This is a genomic window from Amycolatopsis sp. NPDC004368 (genome assembly GCF_053602515.1).
This window is the reverse complement of record NZ_JBSGDT010000001.1, coordinates 334,849-355,039: the sequence shown is the minus strand read 5'-3', so window position 1 is coordinate 355,039 and position 20,191 is coordinate 334,849. Positions and strand designations below refer to the sequence as shown.

The window sequence follows — 20,191 nt, the reverse complement described above, 5'->3', positions numbered from 1 at the left end:
GATTTCCTGCGCTGGACCAATCCAGTGACAACTGAATCGATTCCCTTATCGTTCTTGTGAGAGAACCGACAGGTCAGCTCTCGGTTACCTGCCGGTCATCCGGCTACAGTCGGGGAATCCCAAAAACCCGCACACCGGTTCGCCGCCGGTGTGCGAAGCCATTCGGTCGCCGGCAACGAGGCCCGCACCCGGACACCGCGGTCCGGCGTGTGGGCTTATTTGTCGTCGGAAGTTCGGAAGTCAGGAGTAGAGATGACCGCAGTCGCCATCCCCGGACTGGACAATGCGCCGACGACGCACAGTGGCGTGCTGTCCTGGGTCCGGGAGGTCGCCGAGCTGACCACCCCGGACCGCGTGGTGTGGGTCGACGGGTCCGACGAAGAGGCCGCGAAGATCAACGAGGAACTGGTCGAGGCCGGCACCTTCGTGAAGCTGAAGGCCAAGCCGAACTCCTACTGGGCCACTTCCGACCCGGGCGATGTCGCTCGCGTCGAGGACCGGACCTTCATCTGCTCCGAGCGCCCGGAGGACGCCGGCCCCACGAACAACTGGGTCGCGCCGGCCGAGATGAAGGCCACGATGACCGAGCTGTACCGCGGGTGCATGCGCGGTCGCACGATGTACGTGATCCCGTTTTGCATGGGGCCGCTCTCCGACCCAAACCCCAAGCTGGGTCTGGAAATCACCGACTTCGCCTACGTCGTGGCGTCGATGCGCGTGATGACCCGCGCCGGCCAGGCCGCGCTGGACAAGTTCATCAACCCCGACGGCACCGAGCGTGAGTTCGTACCGGCGCTGCACTCCGTGGGTGCGCCGCTCGAGCCGGGCCAGAAGGACGTGTCGTGGCCCTGCAACGACACCAAGTACATCTCGCACTTCCCCGAGGAGCGTGCGATCTGGAGCTACGGCTCGGGTTACGGCGGCAACTCGCTTCTGGGCAAGAAGTGCTACTCGCTGCGCATCGCGTCGATCATGGCGCGCGACGAGGGCTGGCTCGCCGAGCACATGCTGATCCTCAAGCTGATCTCGCCCGAGGAGAAGGTGCACTACGTCGCGGCGGCGTTCCCGAGCGCCTGCGGCAAGACCAACCTCGCGATGCTGCAGCCGACCATCCCGGGCTGGCGCGCCGAGACCCTCGGTGACGACATCGCGTGGATGCGCTTCGGTGAAGACGGCCGGCTCTACGCGGTGAACCCGGAGTTCGGCTTCTTCGGCGTCGCGCCGGGCACCGACTACCACACCAACCCCAACGCCATGCGCACCATCGAGCAGGGCAACACGGTCTTCACCAACGTCGCCCTGACCGACGACGGTGACATCTGGTGGGAGGGCATGGAGAACACGCCCGAGCACGCCATCTCGTGGAAGCACCAGGACTGGACGCCCGAGTCGTCCGAGAAGGCTGCGCACCCGAACTCGCGCTACTGCACGCCGATGTCGCAGTGCCCGATCCTCGCGCCGGAGTGGGACGACCCGAAGGGCGTGCCGATCTCGGCCATCCTGTTCGGCGGCCGCCGCAAGACCACGGTTCCGCTGGTCAACGAGGCCCGCGACTGGCAGCACGGCGTGTTCATGGGCGCCACCATGTCGTCGGAGACCACGGCGGCCGCGGCCGGCGCGGTCGGCAACGTGCGCCGCGACCCGATGGCGATGCTGCCGTTCCTCGGCTACCACGCCGGTGACTACTTCAAGCACTGGCTCACGCTGGGCAAGAACGCCGACGCGAACAAGCTGCCGAAGATCTTCTACGTCAACTGGTTCCGCCGCGGCGACGACGGCCGTTTCCTGTGGCCGGGCTTCGGCGAGAACTCGCGCGTGCTCAAGTGGGTCATCGAGCGCGTCGAGGGCCGCGGGAACGCCGTGGAGACGCCGATCGGTTTCGTGCCGCGCGCCGAGGACCTCGACACCGAGGGCCTCACCGAGCCGGCTTCCGACATCGAGGCCGCCCTTGCCGTCGACGCCGCGGAGTGGCGCGAGGAGCTGCCGCTGATCGAGGAGTGGTTCGCGAAGATCGGCGAGGTGCCCACCTCGCTGCGTGACGAGCTCGACGCGCTGGCCCAGCGCCTGAGCTGATCGTCTGTCCGAAGGGGACGTTCGCGCCGTTGTGGTGCGAACGTCCCTTTCGTGCTTGCGGCGGCCGGTCGGCCGGCGGCGGGCGCCCGGTAGCGTGACCCGCATGGAGCTCGTTTCGCGGCCGGCCAGCCGATGATCATCGACGCCCGCGGCCTCGGCGTGAAGGCCGGCGACCTGTGGCTGCTCGACGACCTGGACTTCTCCGTCGACCCCGGCGAGTGCGCCGTGCTGGTCGGCCCCAACGGCGTCGGCAAGTCCACGCTGCTCCGGTGCCTCTACGGAATGCAGGAACCCCAACGCGGCCGCGTCCTCATCGACGGTGACAAGCCCGACGAGCGCAGCGTCGCCTTCCGCCGCAAGGTCTCCGTGCTGTTCGACGACTCCGACTTCTTCGCGGAACTCACGCCCCGCCAACACCTGGAACTCCTGGCCGGCTCCTTCGGCACCGACCTGGGCGACTTCGACGCCCTGCTCGCGGACGCCGGCCTCGCCGACCGAGCCCGCGTCACGGCCGGCCACTTCTCCGCGGGCCAGCGCCGCCGCTTGCTCCTGCTGGGCGTCACCGCCCGCCCCCACAAGGTCCTCCTCCTCGACGAACCCGAACGCGCCCTCGACACCGCGGGCAAGGACTGGCTGGTGGACCTCATCAAACGCTCCACCACCGCCGGCGCCGCCGTCGTGGTCGCCACCCACCACCAACCCCTCCTCGACGCGGCCGACAGCGTCCTCGAACTGTGGTGACCGCGGCCGCGCGCCGGCCGCCGGCTTGCGCCCGGTCGTTGCGGCTCCTGCGTCTCTCCGAGCTCGGCTGCGAACCGGCTGCTCCCCGTCGTGGCCCTACCGCCGGTAGCGCGCCTCTGCCGCCCATCCTCCACACCGAAAGCGCAGCCGCCCCGTGGTGACCCTCAGTACCCGCCTCCGTGTTCCCGGCCGGAAGCGCTTCGGAGGCATTTTCAGCGGCGACACCGCCACCTTCGTCCTCATCTTCGGCGTCGGTTTCCTCTTCACCGCCTTCTTCCGCACCGACGCCTGGCACCGGGTCCTTTTCGGACCGTCCCCTGTGGACTACCCCGCGGTGCTCGGACTGGTCACCCTCTGCTGCGCCGTCGGGTGGCGCAGCCTGTTGCGGCGCGGCTTCGTCTGGACGGAACCCGCCGAGCTCACCTGGATGGACTTCGCCCAGGTCGATCGGCGACGGGTGGTGGCGGCGCGCCTCGCGGGCGGGCTGACCGGGTTCGTGGTCGTCGTGGCGTACCTGGCCGGGCTGATGCTGGCGGTGGGTGGCAGCGGCATCGAGCTGTGGCGCGCGGCGCTGGCGCTCGTGATCAGCAGCGCCGTGCTGGTGTTCGCGACGGCGCGGCGCACGGCGTTGCGCGTCGACGTCGCCGGGCCGGTGCTGCTGGCCGTGCTCGGGGTCGTGATCGCCGCGGCGCACGCGAGCGCGGCGGCGGTGCAGTACGCGGGCGCCGGCATCCTGCTGGTGGCCGTCGCGCTGTCGTTCGGGGGTGAGCCGGTCACGCGGGCGGGCCGCGCGAAGCTCCTGGAGGGCTGGAACGCGCGGGTCCTGCGGTCGGTCGCCGTCACGTTCCTCGACCCGATGATGATGCTGCCCGAGGCCACGGAGTCGGGCCGGTGGTCGTTGCGCCCGCCGACGCCGTTCAGGCTCGCGGTGGCGGGGGTCGCCGGGCGGTCGCGGTACGCGGGGATGCTGTTGCTCGTCGCGCTCGCCGTCGCGGTGGGGCACGTCGCGGTGCCGACGCTGCCGGGGTCGGTGCTCGTGGGCCTGGGTGGGTACGTGGCGCTGACGCCGTTCGGTGCCGGGCTCGGAGTGTTGTGGCGCAATCCGGGCCGACGGCGGTGGCTGGGCTCCACGGATGCCGAGCTCGTCCTCGCCCACGGGGTGGTGCTGACCGTCGTCGCCGTGGTGTGGTCGGCGCTGCTCGCGGGCGCGCTCTCGGCGCTCGGCACGTCGGTTTCCGCGCTGTCGTGGGCGACGGTGGCACTCGCTGTGCTTTCGGTGTTGCGCACGGTCACGCGCAAGCCTGTGGACTACAGCAGCGCCGGATTCGTCGACACACCAGCGGGTCCGCTGCCGGCCAACCTCGCCCGCCAGCTCTTCCGCGGCCCCGATGTCCTGGTGGTCGGCATTTTGGCCCTCTCGCTGCTCAGCTGAACGGCCCAGCGCCGGTGCCAATCCGGCCAAAAGTAGGCGGGAACGCAACTGCAAGTTACCCTGGTTGGTGACTTGCCCCGCCGTGGCTGTGGCCGGATTGGCAATCAACAGCGCAGTAGGCTCCCACCGGACGAAGGGAGTTCACGTGGGCGGTGGACACGCTCCGGGCACCGGCCGCCGGGCCACCAGCGAGTTTCCTGCCGGCTGGAGCGACGAGCAGATCATCGCGGTGATCAAGGACGTCGCCAACGACCCGAGCGAGCCCCGCACCCAGCAGTACAACGGCCGCTGGCGCTGCGTCGGCGAGCGTTACGGCGTGCAGGTCGTGGTGCTCGTCGATCCGGAAGGCTTCGTCCACACGGGATACCCCGTCGCCGGCGCGGGCGTGGTGCGCAACCCGGACACCGCGCGCGACCCCGCGAACCCCACGGTGGCCGACCGCGCCGAGAACCGCATCAGCTACTTCGCCGACAGCCTGCTCGACCTGTTGTCCGACCGGCTCCCGGCCGAAGACCTGGCCCACTACCGCACGTTGCAGTGGTCCGGCGAATGGGAGGAGCTCACCGACACCCTCGCCGCCCACATCGCCATCGCCGACGTGCCGCTCAACCCCGACGAGCTCTCCGACTTCGAGAAGCTCCTGAACTCCTTCGACCTCCCGGTGCGCGCGTGCGCGTTCATCAACGACCGGGACCACATCCTGACGAAGCTGCGCGGCTGACCCTCAGCTGGCCTGGGACAGGGCTTCCGGGCTTTCGCACGCCGTGCGCAACATGTCGAGCGGCACCCCCACCGCGTCGGCGATCGCCGCGACCGTGAAGAACGCGGGCGTGGGGATGCGGCCGGTTTCGATCTTCCGCAGCGTCTCCACCGAGATCCCGGCCTCGGCCGCGACGTCGACCATGCTGCGGCCCGCGCGCGCGGCGCGCAGCGCAACCCCGAGGCGCTCGCCGCGGGAGCGCTCTTCGTCCGTCAACGGCACCCGAACCATGGTCCACAGTCTAGTCGAAAGTTGTCCACTGCCTGTGGACAACTCTGTGCACAAGGTGTGGAAACTCGCTCCGGCCAGGCAACCACAACACCTGGGGCCCCGTCGTGACGGAGGCCACCGCTCCTGGGTCACCACCGGAACCGGTCCCAGGCGCCTGTCCACGAGGTTGTCCACAGCCGGACCGGGAATGGCCAAATCGTTGCCCGGTTTGTGTGACGTCCACGGGGTCGAGGTTTTAGGGTCAGGCCCGTCGCGTGTTGCGTGAGTGTTAAGTGAGGTCCCATGTCGACATCCAAACAGGACGGGCGGGTGCGCGGGTTCCAGTTCAGTGCCTGGAACCTGTTGCTGATCGTCCCGTTGCTGATCCTGGTGACGCCGTTGTTCAACTCCGACGGCCCCAGACTCTTCGGAATGCCGTTCTTCTACTGGTTCCAGCTCGTGTTCGTCGCCGCCGGCGTGCTGTGCACCGGCATCGTCTACTGGGCGACGCGCAAGGAGCCGACCAGCGAAGAGCCGGACAAGCTGAGCGTGGACGATCTCGACGAGGGCGAGCGCCGATGACCATCCAGTGGGTGCAGCTGACGATTTTCATCATCCTCTTCGCGCTCGTCACGGTGCTCGGGTTCGTGGCGTCGCGCTGGAAGGCCGGCGCGAACCTCGACCACCTCGACGAATGGGGCCTCGGCGGCCGCAAGTTCGGCGCGTGGATCACGTGGTTCCTGCTCGGCGGTGACCTCTACACGGCGTACACGTTCGTCGCCGTGCCCGCGCTGGTGTTCAGCGCCGGCGCGCTGGGCATGTACGCGCTGCCTTACACGATCGTCGTCTACCCGATCGTGCTGTTGCCGGCGCTGCGCATGTGGTCGGTCAGCCGGTCACGCGGCTACGTGACCCCGGCCGACTTCGTGCGCGGCCGCTTCGGTTCGCCGACACTGGCTTTCCTGATCGCCATCACCGGCATCGTCGCCACCATGCCCTACATCGCGCTGCAGCTCGTGGGCCTCGAGGCCGTGCTGCGCACGATGGGCATCAACGGCTCCGGCATCGTCGGGCACCTGCCGCTGCTGGTCGCGTTCCTGATCCTGGCGCTCTACACGTACCAGTCGGGCCTGCGCGCGCCCGCGCTGATCGCGTTCGTCAAGGACATCCTGATCTACATCGTGATCATCGTGGCGATCGTGTACCTGCCCTCGAAGCTCGGCGGTTGGGACCACATCTTCAACCAGGCGGCGACGAAGCTGGCCACGCCGAGCCCGGCCACCGGCAAACCGGCCGGCTCGATCCTGCTGACGTCGAGCAACCAACTGCAGTACGCCACGCTGGCCCTGGGTTCGGCGCTCGCGCTGTTCCTCTACCCGCACTCGCTCACGAGCGTGCTCGCCTCGCGCGGGCGCAACGTGATCAAGCGCAACATGGTCGCGCTGCCGGCGTATTCGCTGGTGCTCGGCCTGCTCGCGCTGCTCGGGTACGTGGCGATCAGCGCCGGCGTGAAGCCGCTGACCAACAACGCCACCGGCAAGGCCGACGGCAACACCATCGTCCCGCTGCTGTTCGACTCGCAGTTCTCGCACTGGTTCGCCGGCATCGCGTTCGCCGCGATCGGCATCGGCGCGCTGGTGCCCGCCGCGATCATGTCGATCGCCGCGGCGAACCTGTGGACGCGCAACATCTACAAGGAGTACATCCGCAAGAACGCGACGCCGAAGCAGGAAGCCAAGCAGGCCAAGCTGGCGTCGCTGATCGTGAAGCTCGGCGCGGTGCTGGTGATCATCCTGATCGACCCGCAGTTCTCCATCGACCTGCAGCTCATCGGCGGTGTGCTGATCCTGCAGACGCTGCCCGCCGTGGCGCTCGCGCTGTACACGCGGTGGCTCCACAAGGCCGGCCTCATCGCCGGCTGGGTCGTGGGCATGGGCTGGGGCCTGATCATGCTGTACGGGATCCCCAACCCGGCCACCGGAAAGGCGCACTTCGGTGGTTCGGCGCTCGCGATGGGCAACCTGTCGATCTTCGGCTGGCACCCGTTCTCGGGCACCGGCCTCGCCACGGTGCAGATCTACCCGGGGTTCGTGGCCTTGATCGCGAACATCCTGGTGGCCGTGATCGTCTCGGCCATCGCGCACGCGGCCAAGTGGAACTCGGGTACGGACGAGACCGAACCCGAGGACTACCACGCCGACGAGCACGACAAGGACCTGCGCCCCATCGGCGTGCACTGACGGCCTAGTCCACTGTGGACGACCCCCGCACCTCTTGGGGTGCGGGGGTCTTCTCTTTCCCGATCATCGCGTTCGCCACCACGTAGAGCACCACCGCGTTCAACAGGTGCCACAGGAAGTGCGTGCCGGTCGGGAAATCCCCGCAGACGACCCCGTCGATACCGCGCAACGCCAGCGAGAGCGCGAACACCGCACCGGCCACGGCGAAGTGCGGCCAATACGGGTCGCGTGCGTAGGCGAGCACGCCCGCGAACACGGCCAGGCCCACGAGCGCCGGCACGTAGAGACCGCCGCCGAGCGCAGCCATCGCGGCCGTCAGCACCACGAACGCGGGCGCCGCCAGCCACGAGGTGCGCATCCGCACGCCGAAGAACACGTGCGGGAACTTCGCGGCGTAGTAGAGCGCGAACACGAGGATGAACCCGGAGTCGGCGGCGCCGCCCCAGCGCGTGGCGATCAGGTGGAACACCGTGCTGGCCAGGAACACGAGTCCGATGAGCGCCGCCAGCGTCCGCCCGGTGCGGCGGCCGTGCGCGCGCCACCAGACCGCGGCGGCCGAGACGAGAAACGCCAGGTTGGTGACGTCGTTCAAGGGCTCGCCCCAGAGGCCGGGCGCGACGCGTTCGCAGTAACCGTCCACGTATGCGGTCCAGTTCACGGTGTAAGCAAACTCCACGCGAGTGAACACGTGGTGCCGCGGGTGGCGGGTTTGGCGTTAGCTTGGGGCATGAGCGACAGCCGGTTCCCCGTAACAGAACTCGAAGACCTGCCCGAAGACCTCCGCACGCGCGTGGGCGCGATCGCCGAGAAATCCGGCTTCACGCCGAACATCTTCCGCGCGCTGGGCCACCGGCCGGCGGAGCTGCGGGCGTTCATGGACTACCACGATGCGTTGATGGAGCGCGAAGACGGCCTGACGAAGGCCGAGCGCGAGCTGGTCGTGGTGGCGACGTCGGGGGCGAACCACTGCACGTACTGCATCGTCGCGCACGGGGCGATCCTGCGGATCCGGGCGAAGGACCCCGAGCTGTCCGACCGCGTCGCCGCGAACCCGTGGCAGGTGGAGCTGGACGAGCGCGGCCGGGCGATCGTCGACCTCGCGCTGGCGCTGGCGCAGGACTCGGCCCTGTTCGGCGAAGCCGACCTCGAAGCGGCGCGCGACGCGGGCCTGACCGAGGACGAGATCTGGGACGTCGGCGCGATCACGGCACTGTTTGCCATGTCCAACCGGCTGGCGCACCTCACCGCGTTGAAGCCGAACCCGGAGTTCTACCTGATGGGCCGTCAGAAGCGGTAGAACGGGCCGGGCAGGTCGCGGCTCACCTCGAAGCGGCCGTGCCACCACGCGCGCAGCTTGTTCAGCGGCTTCGTCCACACGCGGGGCGCCGGGCCGAAGCAGCGCGGGTCTTCGTGCGGGGTGAACGCGTCGCCGGTCAGGATCGCCACGTCGTGGCCGCGCGGGCAGCGGCCGGCCACGGAGATCATGCCGCGAGTGAGGTTCTCGACCCACTCGACCTCGTCGACGCCCAGCAGCGTACGGCGATCGCAGACGGCGCAGTAGACGACGAACACCTACAGCTCCTTCCGCCAGGTCTCGCCGGTCATCGGTGGGCCGAAGGCACTGGTGGGGGTTGATTTTTCGAGCTCGAACCCGGCGGCTTTGTAGATCCCCCGCGCGGCGTCGAGGGCGCTGAGGGTCCAGAGCTCCATCGTCCGGTAGCCGTGGGCGCGCGCGAACTCCACGCACTCGTGCACGAGCCGCTTGCCGACGCCGTGGCCGCGGGCCGCCGGTTCGAGCAGCAGGAGCCGCAGCTTGGCGGTGGTCTTGTCGGTTCTGTCGGATTTGTCGGCGGCGGGCATGCAGAAGACGCTGCCCACCCGTTCGCCGGCGAGCTCCGCGATCCACGCCGCCTGGCGCGGGTCGTCGCGGTGGTCGGCGAAATCGGCGACCACGCGGGCGACGAGGGCTTCGAAGCGCTCGTCGAGGCCGTACTCGCGGGCGTAGAGGGTGCCGTGGCGGTGGACCACCCAGCCGAGATCGCCCGGTCGGGGGGTGCGTAACACGAGCGTGGGGTCTGCGGTTTTGTCGCCGACCAACGAGGTGATGGTCCCCATCGCGCCGAGCAGCCGGCGCTGGTCCTCGTCGGGGAAGCGCTCGAGGAGCCCGCCGATCCGCCGCGCCGAGCGCCCGTCGAGATCGGCGAACGCCTCCCGCCCGGCGTCGGTGAGCCGCACGATCTGGCGGCGGGCGTCCTGCCCGCTGCGTTCCTTGACCAGGAGCCCGCGGCCCTCCAGCCGGCTGAGCAGCCGGGACGCGTAGCCGGCGTCGAGATCCAGCCGTTTGCGCAGGTCACTCACGTGGAGCTCGCTTTGTTGGGCGACCTCGAACAGCACCCGCGCTTCACTCAGCGAGTACTCCGCGTCGGCGGGCCCTTCGTCCAGGACGCCGATCACCCCGGTGTAGAGGCGGTTGAACGCGCGCACGGTGGCCACGCGCTCCGCCAGGCTCACGTCGTTCATTGACCACCTCAACAAACTCGTTGACGAAGTCAAGCATCACTCCGCAAGCCGCTGCGCGCAAGGGTTCCGCGTAATCGGACAAGTCGTCCAGACATATGGAAACCCCGTGATGCTGCCAGGTCGGGGGTCCGCCAGCATCACGGGGTCGTAGTGGGTATCGATGCCACGAAGCGCGGCGTTACACCCACAGCACTATGTGGTCTAGGTCACTCATGTGGGTGACCCACCAACCAGTTACGGCTCGGTCAGCGCATGAACGGCTGACGCGCCTGGGCGAGGGCAATGAGCTCCTGGCGCACCGTGGAGGTGGCCGCGGTGTCGATCGCGCGGTTCAGCGCCCGGCGAGTACGAGCCTCGGCGCGACGGGCACGGAGCTTGGCGGCGATGTTGCTCATGGGTTTCTGCATCCCCTTAGAGGTGTTTGGTGGCTGTGCTTCTAGTATGCGCTTTTCCGCAGAGAGATGCCAACGAATCAGCGGTGATGTGGCTTACTTGCCGATGAATCATCGGGAGAGTGCGGGTCATATCCGGACAGATTTCGTGTCGGCAGTCACTAACGGGTAACAGGCTAGGGAGCTATTGGGTTCTCTAGAGTTATCAGTAGATAGGGCTATTCGGCGTCATAGAGCGGTAGCGAACGCGCGGCGTACCTCAGCGGTAGCCGGCCAATGCCCGCGCGGCGAGGTCGCAGTAGCTGCCGCGTGCCGAGTGGGCCGCCTCGACCAGGTCGACCGTCGTCAGCGGGTTCGCTCACGGCAGGCGGCCACCAACTGCCCGGCAGCCCAGTTGCTTCGACCGGCTGGGCCGGCGCCGGCCCGCGTGTGTGCCCGGCGTGTGCCGGCCAGTCGCCGCGACCCCCGGTTGTCGTGCTGGACGGCCCACGGCCGCGTGTCAGGCTCGGGTCAGTGTCGCGACCGGCGGCTCGATCGCATCGGGCCACGGTGGAGTGTCAGTCGCGGCCGAGCAGGTAGTGCCCGAAATGCGGAACCGTGAAAGCGATCTGTCCGCGTTCAGCGGAGTAGACCAGCCCCTTCTTCATCAAGCTGTCCCGCGCAGGCGACAACGACGACGGCTTGCGACCCAGGTAGACGGCCACGTCAGCCGTCCCCGCGGCCTCGTCGCGGCCCTGGGTCAGCTCGGCCATCGCGAGGAGGTACTCGCGCTCGGCGGGTGTCGCGCGTTCGTAGCGGGAGCCGAAGAAGCCCACCGCCAGCTCGGACTCCGCCTCGGGGGCCGCGACCTGCACGTCCTTGACCGTGATCGGGTCCGCGGGCGCGGCATCCCACGCTGCCTTGCCGTAGGCCTGGATGAAGTAGGGGTAGCCGCCGGACGCGTCGAACAGCGCGTCGAGCGCCTCGGGCTCGATGCCGGCCTCCTCGCGCTCGATCGGGGCCATCACGGCGAAGTCGGCGTCCTCGCGGCTGAGCCGGTCGATGCGCGCGTAGCGGAACAACCGTTCCGAGTAAGACTTCGACGCCGAGAGCACCGCCGGAACGTGCGGCAACCCCGCCCCCACGACCACCAGCGGCGCTCCCGACTGCGACAACTCGTGGCAGGCCGCACACAACGCCGACACGTCGTCGGGCTGCAGGTCCTGGATCTCGTCGATCAGCAGCGCCACCCCGGTGCCGACGTCGGCCGCCAGTTCCGCCACATCCGTGAACAGCTCGACGAGGTCGATCTCGATGTCCCCGGAGTCGGCGCGGCCTTGCGCAGCCGGCACGTCGATGCCGGGCTGCCAGCGGTCCCTGAGCTTGGCGTCGGCCTGGTTGGCCTTGAGCGCGAACGCCTTGAGGACCCCCAGCACCTCCTCCACCCGATCCGGCGCCCGGTGCCGCACCGCCAGATCCCGGATCGCCCGGTGCAACGCCGCCGACAACGGCCTCCGCAGCTCCGCGTCCGGCCGCGCCTCGATCTTCCCGGCGCCCCACTTGTGCCGGACGGCCATCGACCGCAGCTCGCCCAGCAACACGGTCTTCCCCACGCCTCGCAGCCCGGTCAACACCAGACTCCGCTCCGGCCTCCCCCGCGCGACGCGCTCCAGCACCACCTCGAACGCCTTCAGCTCACGCTCCCGCCCCGCCAACTCCGGCGGCCGCTGCCCAGCCCCGGGCGCGAAGGGGTTCCGGATGGGGTCCACTCTCACACCGTATCGGCGTGTCTAGCGTGAGCCCGATATTCCGCCATATCCCCCTAGCGCGTGTCGCCGATCACTCCGACCCGCGCTCGGTCCCGCGGCCCACCGGCGCCGGCGGCGCTGCTTCGCACAAAGGATCACGACTTGTTTTGCCGTGCCCGGTTGGCCGCGATTGGGTGCTTTGCGCTGCCCATTGCGCGCGGAGAGACCCTTCGCGCAGCTTGAGGTGCGCGAGCGGACTTCTCACGCCAGGTGCACTGTGTGACTGGGACTCTTCACGCTGCGCAGCGCACGGCAAGCACCCGACCGGCAAGGGATGGGCGGGTCTGCAGCCCCGACCATCCCCACCCCCAGCGATCACTCCGACGCGCCCCTACTCCGCCAGGTTCCGCTCCCCGTAGATCCGCATCGCATCCCGCACGAACTCCGCGGCACCAGCACCCCCGATGTCGTGAAACCCGTACCGCGGGTCATCCACATACAGCTGCCCCAGCCCCACGAAATACCCCCGCGAGACCGTCTTCACCGCCGGCCGCAGCCAAGCGTGCAGACGACCCACCACGGCCTGCACCTCACCACCATCCGCAGACAACCCGCCCGACCACGCCTCCCCCAAAGCAGCCGCGATATCCGCCTGCTCCTGCTGATGCGCCTTCTTCTCCGCAGCCGACAACGACCGCCACCACCGATCCCCGGCCTGATAAGCCGCGGCACCCCACCTCGACGTCACCTCGGCCTGGAACGCCGTGTGGTCAAAACCGTCGAAAACTTCCTCCGCCACGAGCGGTTCGCCTCCCTTCAACTTCCTCAACGTGGTCCGCACGGACGCGATCTGCCGCCCGATCCGCCGCTGCTCGTGTTCCAGCTGCCCAAGATGCGTCGACAAAGCGACAACACTGTCGCGCTCGTCATCGAGGGCCGACGCGATGGCGGGCAGCCCCAGGCCCAGCGAGCGCAGCAGCAGGATCCGCTGCAACCGCACCAGGGCGGCCGCGTCGTAGTAGCGGTAGCCGTTGGCGCCGACGTGGCTGGGCGTGAGCAGGCCGATCGCGTCGTAGTGGCGCAGTGTCCGGCTGGTCGTGCCCGCCGTCCGGGCGATGTCCTGGATCGACCACATGCCAGGAACGATAAAAGTTGACGCAGCGTCAAGGTCAAGCGCTAAAGCCTTCTACGGCAATCTAAGAAAAAGCCAATACTCACCTATCGAGAACTAGCGCGGTTCGGCGCCCACCGAGCGGGGAATCCCGGTTGTAAGTTCGACCAGCACGCAAGAACCCGCAGGAAAGGCGACGACCGTGATACTGCGCCGGGTGGCCCGTCCACTGCTCTCGTCGATCTTCATCTACGGCGGCATCGGCATGCTCCGCGACACCCAGGGGCACGCGAAGGCGGTCGAGCCGTTCATCACCGGCACGTTCGACAAGCTCGAGGGCATCGTCCCCGAGCAGGTGCCGCGCGACCCCGCGACGCTCGTGCGCATCGACGCCGCCGTGAAGATCGGCGCCGGTCTCGCGCTCGCGTCGGGCAAGGCGCCGCGGCTGGCGGCGCTCGCGCTGCTTGGCACGCTCGTGCCGACGACGGCCGCCTCGCACCGGTTCTGGGAGAGCAAGGACCCCGTCGAGCGGCAGAACCAGCAGGTCAACTTCCTCAAGAACGCCAGCCTCGCCGGCGGTCTGCTGCTGGCCGCGAGCGACACCGCGGGCAAGCCGTCGCTGGGCTGGCGCGCGCGCCGAGCCGCGGACAAGGCCGGCAAGAAAGCCGAAAAGCTCAGCAAGAAGGCCGAGAAGCAGCTCAGCTGAACAGGCGCGTAGGGCCCTGGAAACCCGGGGCCCTACGCGTCTTCACTTCTCCAGGATCGCCGTCACGCCCTGGCCGCCCGCCGCGCAGATCGAGATCAGCCCACGGCCGGATCCCTTCTCGTGCAACAGCTTCGCCAGCGTCGCCACGATCCGTCCGCCCGTCGCGGCGAACGGGTGCCCGGCGGCGAGCGAGGAGCCGTTCACGTTCAGCTTCGCGCGGTCGATCGAGCCCAGCGGCGCGTCGAGGCCGAGCTTCTCCTTGGCGAACGCCGGGTCCTCCCACGCCTTGAGCGTTGCCAGCACCTGCGACGCGAACGCCTCGTGGATCTCGTAGAAGTCGAAGTCCTGCAAGGAAAGCCCGGCGCGCTCGAGCATCCGCGGCACCGCGTAGGCCGGGGCCATCAGCAGGCCTTCGTCGCCGTGCACGTAGTCGACCGCCGCCGTCTGCGAGAACGTCAGATACGCCTGCACGGGCAGGTTGTGCGCCTTCGCCCACTCGTCCGTCGCGAGGAGCACGGTCGACGCGCCGTCGGTGAGCGGCGTCGAGTTGCCGGCCGTCATGGTGCCGTCCGGGCCGCCGTACACGGGCTTGAGCTTGGCCAGCTTCTCGACGCTCGAATCCGGCCGCAGGTTCTGGTCCTTGGCCAGCTTGAGAAACGGCGTCACGAGGTCGTCGAAGAACCCGCGCTCGTACGCCGCGGCGAGGTGCTGGTGGCTGGCCGCGGCGAGCTCGTCCTGCGCCTCACGCGTGACGTCCCAGACCTTCGCGGTCAGCGCCGCGTGCTCACCCATCGACAGGCCGGTACGCGGCTCGGCGTTGCGCGGGATCTCCGGCACGATCTGGCCCGGCCGCAGCTTCGTCAGGAGCTTGAGCCGGTCACCCAGCGTCTTCGCCGCGTTGAGCTGCACGAGGATTTGCCGCAGGCCGGCGTTCACGGCCAGCGGGGCGTCGCTCGTCGTGTCCACGCCGCCCGCGATGGCGGAATCGATCTCCCCCAACGAGATCTTGTGCGCCACGTTGATCACGGCCTGCAACCCCGTGCCACACGCCATCTGCACGTCCGAAGCGGGCGTCGCGGCCGAGAGGCGACTGCCGAGCACGCTCTCGCGAGCGAGGTTGAAATCCTTGGAGTGCTTGAGCACCGCGCCTGCGGCGACCTCGCCGATCACCTCGTCCTGCAGCGAGAAGCGGCTGACGAGCCCGTCGAGCGCGGCGGTGAACATGTCCTGGTTCGACGCCTTCGTGTACGGCCCGTTGGACCGCGCGAAGGGGATGCGGTTGCCGCCGAGGATCGCGACCTTGCGCACCGCCGCGGTTTTCCTGGTCGCCATTGCGGTCACCCTTTCTGAGTCGTCCCTTCCACACTGTAACCTACTAGCGAGTAGGTTAGACTGCGACGTGACGCGGACGGCACGGGAGGCGCGCGATGGCGGACAGGTACCAGCAGTTCACGAAGACCCCGCTGGGGAAGTTCGTGGTGCCGAAGCTCGGCCTGCCCAGCCCTGCCACGCTGCGCCGTTACCGCCCTGGCCAGCCCGCTCTCGAGGGTCCCGCACTCCTCGGCGCGGCGCCGGGTGGACGGCTCGAAAAGACCCTGACGAGTCAGCTCGCCGGTGCGGGCGTCGAGGTGCTGAGGGAGCCGGCCGAACGCCACGCCGCCCTCGTTTTCGACGCCACCGGCGTCAAGGACCCCGCCGACCTGCGCGAGGTCTACCGCTTCTTCCACCCCGTGATCCGCAAGGTCGGCCCGTCGGGGCGCGTGGTCGTGTTCGGCACGCCGCCGGAGCTGGTCGAGGGCCGCGAGCGGATTGCGCAACGGGCGCTGGAGGGCTTCGTCCGCTCCGTCGGCAAGGAGCTGAAGCGCGGCGCGACGGCGCAGCTCGTGTACGTGGCCGAGGGCGCCGAAGCCGCCGCCGAGTCGACGGTGCGGTTCCTGCTGTCGGCGAAATCCGCGTTCGTCGACGCGCAGGTGATCCGCGTCGGCACGCACGGCACTTCGGCCGAAGCGCCGGCCAGCTGGGAAAAGCCGTTGGCCGGCAAGGTTGCGCTGGTCACCGGCGCGTCCCGGGGCATCGGCGAGGCCATCGCGGAGACCCTCGCCCGCGACGGTGCCCACGTCGTGGCGTTGGACATCCCGGCGCAGGGCGCGGATCTGTCCACAGTGGCCAATCGCGTCGGTGGATCGGCGCTGCAGCTGGACATCACGTCGGCCGAGGCGCCGGCCAAGCTGGCCGAGTACCTGACCACGCGCCACGGCGGCGTCGACATCGTCGTGCACAACGCCGGCATCACGCGCGACAAGACGCTGGGCAACATGACCGAGAGCGGCTGGGACGCCGTGCTCACGGTGAACCTCGCCGCCCAGCTCGCGGTGAACGACAAGCTGCTCGCCGACAAGGTGTTGCGGGAAAACGGCCGTATCATCGGCGTTTCGTCGATCGCGGGCATCGCCGGCAACGTCGGCCAGACGAACTACGCCACGTCGAAGGCCGGCGTGATCGGCATGGTCAACGTCGGCGCCCCGCAGCTCGCGGAATACGGCGGCACCATCAACGCCGTCGCCCCGGGCTTCATCGAGACCAAGATGACCGCCGCCGTGCCCCTGTTCATCCGTGAAGCCGGACGGCGCCTGTCGAGCCTCGGCCAGGGCGGGCTGCCGGTCGACGTCGCCGAGACCATCGCCTGGTACGCCAACCCCGCGTCGGCCGCGGTCAACGGCAACGTGGTCCGCGTGTGCGGCCAGGCCCTGCTGGGAGCGTGACGATGTCCGTCCGGGAGATTTCGGCCGCCCCCAACCTGGCCACCCTGTACCCGAAGGCGCTCTTGCGTCGGGGTGGCGGCTCGACGTTGCCTTCGACGGAGCTCGTGCGTCCGTCGGTGGAGATCTCCGCCGCGCACGTCGCCGCATACACGCAGGTCTGCGGCTTCCGGTTCTCGGACGAGCTGCCCGCGACGTACCCGCACATGTTGGCGTTCGGGCTGCAGATGGCGCTGATGACGGAGCGCGGCTTCCCGTTCCCGCTGCTCGGTCTGGTGCACGTCGCGAACTCGATCACTGTGCGTCGCCCATTGTCCCTGAGCGAGACGTTTTCGGTGCGGGTGCGCGCGGAAAACCTGCGGCCGCACGAAAAGGGCCGCCAGTTCGACATGGTGAGCGAACTGTGGGCGGGCACGGAACTCGCGTGGTCGGAGGTCTCGACCTACCTGCGCCGCGGCGGAAGTTCGTCTCCTTCGCGCCCGCGCGCGACCCTCGTGCCCCCGACGCCCACCGCCGAGTGGTCCGTGCCGGCCGACATCGGCCGCCGCTACGCCGAGGTCTCGGGCGACCGCAACCCCATCCACCTGCACCCGCTCACGGCCCGCCTGTTCGGCTTCCCCCGCGCCATCGCCCACGGCATGTGGACGAAGGCCCACGCCCTGGCCTCCTTCGAGGGCCGGCTGCCCGCCGCGTTCACCGTGGCGGTGCGCTTCAAGCAACCCGTGCTCCTCCCGGCGCGCGCGGCCTTCACCGCGTGGTCGACGGAGGAGGGGTGGGCGTTCGAGCTGTGGCAGGCGCGGAAGGCGAAGCCGCATCTGGACGGCGTGATCTCAGCTCTCTGAGGGCTTCCAGACCTGACCTTCGATGAGGTCGTTGAACCCCAGCCACACCAGGTTCATCAGCCACGACGCCAGCACGCTGTCCGAGATCTCCGGGTGGTCAAGCGCCCAATCGGCCAGCGATTCCGCCGCGCCGACCAGCGCCGCGGCCAGCCCGGCGCCCGAGAACTCCGCCTTGTCCCCGAGGCCCTTGCGCGTGCCCGCGGACACGACGAGCGCGGCGACCAGCTCGATCGCCCGGCCGCGCATCGCGGTGATCTCGGCCGCGAACGCGCCGCCGACCGTCAGCGCCTGGCGGTGCAGCACCGTCCAGGACTCGCGGTACTCCGCGACGAACCGGTAGAACGACCGCAGCCCGTGCCAAAGCTGCATGTCCGGCGGCAGATCCGGCTGCACGCCGGCCTGGATGGCCTCGAGCAGGCGGGTCGCCTCGCGCTGGATGCTCTTGCCGAAGAGGTCTTCCTTCGAACCCAAGTAGGTGTAGATCATCGGCTTGGAGACGCCGGCGACGTCGGAGATCTCGTCCATCGAGGCCGCGTGGTAGCCGTGGCGGGAGAACACGCGCACGGCCGCGTCCAGGATCTGCCGCTCACGCACCGCGCGCGGCAGCCGCCGGGCCCGCTCCGGCGGGCGTTGTTCTTCGTCCGGCACTCTCCGACCTCCCTCTCGCCAGCAGGAAACGGTACCTGCCGCCGCGGCCTGCCCGTGCTTGCCCGCTTACCTACTCGTGAGTAGCCTTTGCCGGAAGATCACGGAAGGGGCTTCGCGATGGACCTGGCCGGCTTGCGCGGCACAGCGCTGCTCGACGCCCTCGGCGGCACCGCCCCCGACGGCATCGACGTCAACGCCGTCGCCGACGCCATCGACCCCCGCGACCTCGGCCGCGACGACTTCCGCCGCCTCCTCGAGTCGTTGATCCGCCTCTCCGAAGACGCCCCGGCGTTCTCCCTGGCCAGGGCCGACCCCACCCGCTTCGCGACGCTGGTCTCCCGCGCGTCACGGGCACAGCTCGAGGCCGTGGTCGCCTCCCCGGACTTGCGTGACCGCCTGCTCGACGAGATCTTCGCCCGCATGGGCGCCCACCTCCGCGTCGACCGCCCGCTGGAGGCAGTCATCCACTGGCGCCTCTCCGGCGGCACCGGCCCCGGCGGCTACGACCGCTACGCCACCACCATCTCCGGCGGCGCCTGCACCGTCTCGCGGACGACGCAGGGCCGCCCACGCGTGACGGTCACCCTCGCCCCGGTCGACTTCTTCCGCCTCATCACCCACCAGGCAACCCCCGCGGTGCTGTTCGTGACGGGCAAGATCAAGGTGAAAGGTGACCTCGCCTTCGCGGCCGGCTTGATCGGTTTCTTCGACCTCCCGAAGCCCGTCTGAGCAGTTAGACTCCCTTGCCGTGTCCCGATTTCCGCGTCCGCAGTCCACCGAGGGGCACGCGGTCAACGGTTTCGCCCGCCAACTCGAGGTCGGCAAGCTCACGCCCGCGCAGTTCGTGCAGGTCCTGGAAACCCTGCACATGCTCGGCACCGCGGGCGCCGGCATCGAGCTCAGCTCCCTGACCACGCAGTCCCTGGTCGACGTCGTCAACCGCGCGTCCCGCGACCAGCTCAAGGCCCTCGCCGACCACCCCGACCTCCGCGCGGTGTTCCTCGACGAGATCTTCCGCCGCATGTCCGAACACTTCCGCCCCGACCGCGCCCGCCACGTCGACTTCGTCGTCTCCTGGCGCTTCACCGGAGGCGACGGAGAGGACGGCTACGACCGCTTCCAAACCGTCATCGAATCCGGCGCGTGCGTCTCGAGCACCGACCTCTCCCGCGCCCCGGACACCACCCTCACCCTCTCGGTCGACGACTTCATCCGCATGGCCACCGGCGCCTCGGCCCCCGCGGCGATGTTCGTGACGGGCCGGGTGAAGGTGAAGGGCGAGTACGCGCCGGCGGTGCGGTTTTCGAGCTACTTCGACATCCCGAAGCCGTCAGCTGGCGAGTAGCCAGCGCGATTGGCAAGTTGCAGCCGGCTGCACCGCTGGCTGGCGCACTGCACGTGTTGACCGTGCGCGGTCGCAGGTGCGATGCGCCATTCCCTAGCCGCGCAGGCGGAGAACAGCGTCGATCGTGGGCCAAAACTGGACGGTCACCTTGACCATGCCGATCAGCACCTGAAACCACGGATCCGCCGCGACCGTCTGTGCTCTGTCGAGCCAAAAAGGATCCAGTCGGCGGTTCGCCGGCTGAAGGCGTAACTGTGGGTAGTAGGGCACAGCCGCGCCGACGATTCCCGCTGCCGCGCCAGGACGCGCCCACACTTGACCATAAAGTCGTCGCCGTTCGGATGATTCGGGCGATGGACTGAAGAGAAAGGGCCGACCTGGTACTAGCCTGCCGGCTGGTCCGGATCGGCCCCTTCTCGAACGTCCTCCTGAACACTCCCTGGCAAAGAACTACGCGAACGCTCCTCTTGGCGAGCTCCGTCGGCTGTGATCGCAACGCCAGCCGCGCACTTTGGAGCAGCGCGGCCTGGACATCGCGGTTTGAGCAGCACGGGTTTGAGCAGCACGGTTTGAAAAGTGACTCACGTTACGGGCGTGGCTCCTTGGTGGCATGTCGCTGGTGGGCAATCTCACTCGCTGTAACTGTCGTCGGTAGGCGGCAGCTGATCAGTTGCGTGACGCACTC

The 20,191-nt window shown here is 69.1% G+C and carries 21 protein-coding genes; 12 read left to right on the top strand and 9 right to left on the bottom strand.

Annotation, left to right across the window (positions count from 1 at the left end):
- Positions 1–252: 252 nt before the first annotated feature.
- The 4 genes from ACWEOE_RS01645 to ACWEOE_RS01630 all read left to right on the top strand — a co-directional run bounded on the left by ACWEOE_RS01645 (position 253) and on the right by ACWEOE_RS01630 (position 4,967).
- Entirely contained in the window at positions 253–2,073 is a 1,821-nt protein-coding gene (locus ACWEOE_RS01645; protein WP_452002389.1) for a phosphoenolpyruvate carboxykinase (GTP), read from the top strand.
- Positions 2,074–2,208: 135 nt separating this feature from the next.
- Positions 2,209–2,814 (top strand): ABC transporter ATP-binding protein, encoded by a 606-nt coding sequence (locus ACWEOE_RS01640; RefSeq protein WP_452003327.1) that lies wholly within the window; start codon positions 2,209–2,211, stop codon positions 2,812–2,814.
- 157 nt (positions 2,815–2,971) lie between these two features.
- Positions 2,972–4,246: a DUF6297 family protein gene (locus tag ACWEOE_RS01635; RefSeq protein WP_452002386.1), complete on the top strand. Its 1,275-nt coding sequence runs from the start codon at positions 2,972–2,974 to the stop codon at positions 4,244–4,246.
- 145 nt (positions 4,247–4,391) lie between these two features.
- A complete protein-coding gene (locus ACWEOE_RS01630) occupies positions 4,392–4,967 on the top strand; it encodes an EndoU domain-containing protein (protein ID WP_452002383.1) in 576 nt (191 codons plus the stop codon).
- 3 nt (positions 4,968–4,970) lie between these two features.
- Here the strand turns inward: ACWEOE_RS01630 and ACWEOE_RS01625 are convergent, their stop codons facing one another.
- Positions 4,971–5,237, bottom strand: coding sequence for a helix-turn-helix domain-containing protein (locus tag ACWEOE_RS01625; protein WP_452002380.1), 267 nt, complete (start codon positions 5,235–5,237; stop codon positions 4,971–4,973).
- Between the two features lie 282 nt (positions 5,238–5,519).
- Here ACWEOE_RS01625 and ACWEOE_RS01620 point away from each other — a divergent pair, with 282 nt between their 5' ends.
- Together ACWEOE_RS01620 and mctP are read left to right on the top strand one after the other, a co-directional pair.
- The gene (locus ACWEOE_RS01620; RefSeq protein WP_452002377.1) at positions 5,520–5,798 is read left to right on the top strand and encodes a DUF3311 domain-containing protein; all 279 of its coding nucleotides are present in this window, start codon (positions 5,520–5,522) and stop codon (positions 5,796–5,798) included.
- Positions 5,795–7,456 (top strand): monocarboxylate uptake permease MctP, encoded by a 1,662-nt coding sequence (gene mctP / locus ACWEOE_RS01615; protein ID WP_452002375.1) that lies wholly within the window; start codon positions 5,795–5,797, stop codon positions 7,454–7,456. Before ACWEOE_RS01620 ends, mctP begins: the two co-directional genes overlap by 4 nt.
- Before the next feature lie 4 nt (positions 7,457–7,460).
- Here the strand turns inward: mctP and ACWEOE_RS01610 are convergent, their stop codons facing one another.
- Positions 7,461–8,114, bottom strand: coding sequence for a hypothetical protein (locus ACWEOE_RS01610; protein ID WP_452002373.1), 654 nt, complete (start codon positions 8,112–8,114; stop codon positions 7,461–7,463).
- Positions 8,115–8,183: 69 nt separating this feature from the next.
- Here ACWEOE_RS01610 and ACWEOE_RS01605 point away from each other — a divergent pair, with 69 nt between their 5' ends.
- Positions 8,184–8,753 carry a peroxidase-related enzyme gene (locus ACWEOE_RS01605; RefSeq protein ID WP_452002370.1) on the top strand — a complete coding sequence of 190 codons (570 nt, stop codon included), beginning with the start codon at positions 8,184–8,186 and terminating at the stop codon, positions 8,751–8,753.
- Here ACWEOE_RS01605 and ACWEOE_RS01600 read toward each other — a convergent pair.
- The 5 genes from ACWEOE_RS01600 to ACWEOE_RS01580 all read right to left on the bottom strand — a co-directional run bounded on the left by ACWEOE_RS01600 (position 8,741) and on the right by ACWEOE_RS01580 (position 13,230).
- Positions 8,741–9,028, bottom strand: coding sequence for a hypothetical protein (locus ACWEOE_RS01600; protein ID WP_452002367.1), 288 nt, complete (start codon positions 9,026–9,028; stop codon positions 8,741–8,743). The two genes, ACWEOE_RS01605 and ACWEOE_RS01600, sit on opposite strands and share 13 nt — an antisense overlap.
- The gene (locus tag ACWEOE_RS01595; RefSeq protein WP_452002364.1) at positions 9,029–9,976 is read right to left on the bottom strand and encodes a bifunctional helix-turn-helix transcriptional regulator/GNAT family N-acetyltransferase; all 948 of its coding nucleotides are present in this window, start codon (positions 9,974–9,976) and stop codon (positions 9,029–9,031) included. It lies immediately after the preceding gene.
- A 245-nt stretch (positions 9,977–10,221) separates the two neighbouring features.
- On the bottom strand, positions 10,222–10,371 hold the full coding sequence (locus tag ACWEOE_RS01590) for a hypothetical protein (protein WP_162836041.1): 150 nt from the start codon (positions 10,369–10,371) through the stop codon (positions 10,222–10,224).
- Positions 10,372–10,925: 554 nt separating this feature from the next.
- Complete coding sequence (locus ACWEOE_RS01585) at positions 10,926–12,116, bottom strand: AAA family ATPase (RefSeq protein WP_452002362.1); 1,191 nt, start codon at positions 12,114–12,116, stop codon at positions 10,926–10,928.
- A gap of 370 nt (positions 12,117–12,486) precedes the next feature.
- Positions 12,487–13,230 (bottom strand): MerR family transcriptional regulator, encoded by a 744-nt coding sequence (locus ACWEOE_RS01580; RefSeq protein WP_452002359.1) that lies wholly within the window; start codon positions 13,228–13,230, stop codon positions 12,487–12,489.
- Between the two features lie 178 nt (positions 13,231–13,408).
- Here ACWEOE_RS01580 and ACWEOE_RS01575 point away from each other — a divergent pair, with 178 nt between their 5' ends.
- Positions 13,409–13,912: a DoxX family protein gene (locus ACWEOE_RS01575; RefSeq protein ID WP_452002356.1), complete on the top strand. Its 504-nt coding sequence runs from the start codon at positions 13,409–13,411 to the stop codon at positions 13,910–13,912.
- Between the two features lie 42 nt (positions 13,913–13,954).
- Here ACWEOE_RS01575 and ACWEOE_RS01570 read toward each other — a convergent pair whose 3' ends face one another.
- On the bottom strand, positions 13,955–15,244 hold the full coding sequence (locus tag ACWEOE_RS01570; protein WP_452002353.1) for an acetyl-CoA C-acetyltransferase: 1,290 nt from the start codon (positions 15,242–15,244) through the stop codon (positions 13,955–13,957).
- A 95-nt stretch (positions 15,245–15,339) separates the two neighbouring features.
- On the opposite strand from ACWEOE_RS01570, the gene ACWEOE_RS01565 reads away from it, so the two are divergent.
- Entirely contained in the window at positions 15,340–16,674 is a 1,335-nt protein-coding gene (locus tag ACWEOE_RS01565) for a 3-oxoacyl-ACP reductase (protein ID WP_452002350.1), read from the top strand.
- A 2-nt stretch (positions 16,675–16,676) separates the two neighbouring features.
- The gene (locus ACWEOE_RS01560) at positions 16,677–17,513 is read left to right on the top strand and encodes a MaoC family dehydratase (protein ID WP_452002347.1); all 837 of its coding nucleotides are present in this window, start codon (positions 16,677–16,679) and stop codon (positions 17,511–17,513) included.
- Here the strand turns inward: ACWEOE_RS01560 and ACWEOE_RS01555 are convergent.
- On the bottom strand, positions 17,502–18,161 hold the full coding sequence (locus tag ACWEOE_RS01555; RefSeq protein ID WP_452002344.1) for a TetR/AcrR family transcriptional regulator: 660 nt from the start codon (positions 18,159–18,161) through the stop codon (positions 17,502–17,504). The genes ACWEOE_RS01560 and ACWEOE_RS01555 overlap by 12 nt on opposite strands.
- A gap of 117 nt (positions 18,162–18,278) precedes the next feature.
- On the opposite strand from ACWEOE_RS01555, the gene ACWEOE_RS01550 reads away from it, so the two are divergent.
- Positions 18,279–18,890 (top strand): SCP2 sterol-binding domain-containing protein, encoded by a 612-nt coding sequence (locus tag ACWEOE_RS01550; protein WP_452002342.1) that lies wholly within the window; start codon positions 18,279–18,281, stop codon positions 18,888–18,890.
- Between the two features lie 19 nt (positions 18,891–18,909).
- Complete coding sequence (locus ACWEOE_RS01545) at positions 18,910–19,506, top strand: SCP2 sterol-binding domain-containing protein (RefSeq protein ID WP_452002339.1); 597 nt, start codon at positions 18,910–18,912, stop codon at positions 19,504–19,506.
- Positions 19,507–20,191: the final 685 nt, after the last annotated feature.

Excerpts from the sequence above, each read along its gene's own strand:
- ACWEOE_RS01645 (WP_452002389.1), top strand. The coding sequence starts at position 253 with ATGACCGCAGTCGCCATCCCCGGACTGGACAATGCGCCGACGACGCAC.
- ACWEOE_RS01625 (WP_452002380.1), bottom strand. The coding sequence starts at position 5,237 with ATGGTTCGGGTGCCGTTGACGGACGAAGAGCGCTCCCGCGGCGAGCGC.
- ACWEOE_RS01620 (WP_452002377.1), top strand. The coding sequence starts at position 5,520 with ATGTCGACATCCAAACAGGACGGGCGGGTGCGCGGGTTCCAGTTCAGT.
- mctP (WP_452002375.1), top strand. The coding sequence starts at position 5,795 with ATGACCATCCAGTGGGTGCAGCTGACGATTTTCATCATCCTCTTCGCG.
- ACWEOE_RS01605 (WP_452002370.1), top strand. The coding sequence starts at position 8,184 with ATGAGCGACAGCCGGTTCCCCGTAACAGAACTCGAAGACCTGCCCGAA.
- ACWEOE_RS01595 (WP_452002364.1), bottom strand. The coding sequence starts at position 9,976 with ATGAACGACGTGAGCCTGGCGGAGCGCGTGGCCACCGTGCGCGCGTTC.
- ACWEOE_RS01590 (WP_162836041.1), bottom strand. The coding sequence starts at position 10,371 with ATGAGCAACATCGCCGCCAAGCTCCGTGCCCGTCGCGCCGAGGCTCGT.
- ACWEOE_RS01580 (WP_452002359.1), bottom strand. The coding sequence starts at position 13,230 with ATGTGGTCGATCCAGGACATCGCCCGGACGGCGGGCACGACCAGCCGG.
- ACWEOE_RS01570 (WP_452002353.1), bottom strand. The coding sequence starts at position 15,244 with ATGGCGACCAGGAAAACCGCGGCGGTGCGCAAGGTCGCGATCCTCGGC.
- ACWEOE_RS01565 (WP_452002350.1), top strand. The coding sequence starts at position 15,340 with ATGGCGGACAGGTACCAGCAGTTCACGAAGACCCCGCTGGGGAAGTTC.
- ACWEOE_RS01560 (WP_452002347.1), top strand. The coding sequence starts at position 16,677 with ATGTCCGTCCGGGAGATTTCGGCCGCCCCCAACCTGGCCACCCTGTAC.
- ACWEOE_RS01550 (WP_452002342.1), top strand. The coding sequence starts at position 18,279 with ATGGACCTGGCCGGCTTGCGCGGCACAGCGCTGCTCGACGCCCTCGGC.